The following is a 2254-nucleotide window of genomic DNA, read 5'->3' on the forward strand; positions in this document are numbered from 1 at the left end:
CCATCGTCGACCTTCATCTGCTGTGCGTGGTGAAATTCGCTGAAATCAAACCTGTTCGATGGCGCCGGTGATCAGCCCGGTCACTTCCTCGGGCGAGCTCGACGCAATGGTCTTGTCGGCGACCTTGCGGCCGCGCCGCATGACGATGACGCGGTCGGCGACGGTGAAGACGTCAGGCATTCGGTGGCTGATCAGCACGACGGCGATGCCCTGATCGCGCAAATGGCGGATCAGGTTCAGCACTTCGGCGACCTGGCGCACCGAGATCGCCGCCGTCGGTTCGTCCATCAGCACGATCTTGGCCTGCGACAGCATGGTGCGGGCGATGGCAACCGCCTGGCGCTGGCCACCCGACATCTGCTTGACGAGGTCGCGCGGACGGGTTTCGGACTTCAACTCGGCGAAGAGCTGGCCGGCACGCTTGTACATCGAGGCATAGTCGAGGATGCGGAACGGCCCGACGCCGCGCCGCAGCTCGCGGCCGAGATAGACATTGGCGGCGGCGGTCAGATTGTTGCAGAGCGCAAGGTCCTGGTGGACGATCTCGATGCCGTGCTGGCGGGCTTCCGCCGGCTTGTGCAGGATCAATTCCTTGCCGTCCATGTGCATGGTGCCATGGCTCGGGCGGAAATTGCCGGCGATCATCTTGACCAGCGTCGACTTGCCGGCGCCGTTGTCGCCCATGAGGCCGACCACCTGTCCGGGCTCGATCGACAGCGAAACGTCGTTGACAGCCTGGATGGCGCCGAAATGCCTTGAGATGTTGGTGAGTTCGAGAACCGCCACCAGCCTTTGCCTCCCCGTGATTTGCGACCTGCCGCTGTTCCCGGCGTGGACGCCGACGCTGCTTAGGCCTCGCTCTCCCCGGCTCCTCCCGAAGACGGCATTAGCGTTCTTTTACGCAAAAGCCGGCGCACGTCAATCAATTGTCGGACGAATTGGGCCAGGACTATTTTAAAAATCCGTTTTGTAGGACAAATAGCATTGACGTTGGCGCCAAGCCGATATTAGCTAAGCGTCGGAGGAGATTATGCCGATCCCCGCTGGCGGTTCGCCGGCCGGAATCGGCGGAGGTTTGACGGCCCAGCATCCGGCGACACCTGTGTGTGAGCTGATCTGAAGCCGAATCTGGAAATGCTTATCGATCTGTCCTGGCGACACGAGCGCTCGAAACGACCCTCGGTCATCACGCATCCGGTCGATCTGTATGGCGGGCACGCCGTGTCCGTTTGTTTCAAGGGAGGACTGACATGAGGAAGACACTTTTGCTCGCCGCCGTCGCCGCCATGGCGTTGGGTGCCGGGCCGGCTTTGGCCAAGAAACAGCTCGTCATTGTCGTGAAAGGTCTCGACAATCCGTTCTTCGAGGCCATCCACCAGGGCTGCGAGAAATGGAACAAGGAAAACGCCAGCTCGGAGTATGAATGCTTCTACACCGGTCCGGCGTCGACTTCGGACGAGGCCGGCGAGGCGCAGATCGTCCAGGACATGCTGAGCAAGGCCGACACGGTGGCGATGGCGATCTCGCCGTCCAACGCGCCGCTGATCGCGCAGACGATCAAGAGCGCCAATCCGACGATCCCGATCATGACGGTCGATGCCGATCTCAGCAAGGAAGACGCAGGTCTTCGCAAGACCTATCTCGGTACCGACAATTACCTGATGGGCAAGAAGATCGGCGAGTACATCAAGAAGGGCAAGCCGAATGGCGGCACGATCTGCACCATCGAAGGCAACCCGGCGGCCGACAACATCCTGCGCCGTGCGCAAGGCATGCGTGACGCACTTTCGGGCAAGGAAGGCCTTGCCGCACTTGCCGGTGAAGGTGGCTGGACCGAAGTCGCCGGCTGCCCGGTGTTCACCAATGACGACGGCGCCAAGGGCGTACAGGCGATGACCGACATCCTCGCCGCCAACCCCAAGCTGGACGCCTTCGGCATCATGGGCGGCTGGCCGCTGTTCGGGGCGCCGCAGCCCTATCGCGATCTGTTCGGACCGCTCAAGGACCGGATCGCCAGCAACGACTTCGTCATCGGCGCCGCCGACACGATCGGCGACGAAGTGGCGATCGCTCGTGACGGCCTCGTGACGGCTCTGGTCGGTCAGCGGCCGTTCGAAATGGGCTACAAGGCACCGTCGGTGATGATCGACCTGATCGAAGGCAAGGCAGTCGCCGATCCGGTGTTCACCGGCCTCGACGAGTGCACCAAGGATACGGTCGACACCTGCATCCAGAAGTAGGTTCTCGATTTCGG

Annotated in this window: 2 protein-coding genes; one reads left to right on the top strand and one right to left on the bottom strand. The window is 62.0% G+C overall.

Annotated features, from left to right (window positions below; genetic code table 11):
• Positions 1 to 45: 45 nt before the first annotated feature.
• Positions 46 to 786, bottom strand: coding sequence for an ATP-binding cassette domain-containing protein (locus EOC06_RS30160; RefSeq protein WP_013530854.1), 741 nt, complete (start codon positions 784 to 786; stop codon positions 46 to 48).
• 464 nt (positions 787 to 1250) lie between these two features.
• Here EOC06_RS30160 and EOC06_RS30165 point away from each other — a divergent pair, with 464 nt between their 5' ends.
• Positions 1251 to 2240, top strand: a complete 990-nt coding sequence (locus tag EOC06_RS30165) for a sugar-binding protein (protein WP_127396614.1) — start codon at positions 1251 to 1253, stop codon at positions 2238 to 2240.
• Positions 2241 to 2254 lie beyond the last annotated feature (14 nt).

This window comes from Mesorhizobium sp. M7A.F.Ca.MR.362.00.0.0, from assembly GCF_004023175.1.
In the GTDB taxonomy this organism is placed as follows: Bacteria; Pseudomonadota; Alphaproteobacteria; order Rhizobiales; family Rhizobiaceae; genus Mesorhizobium.

Bases quoted from the DNA above. Each gene is read 5' to 3' on its own strand.
- EOC06_RS30165 (WP_127396614.1), top strand. From the start codon at position 1,251: ATGAGGAAGACACTTTTGCTCGCCGCCGTCGCCGCCATGGCGTTGGGT.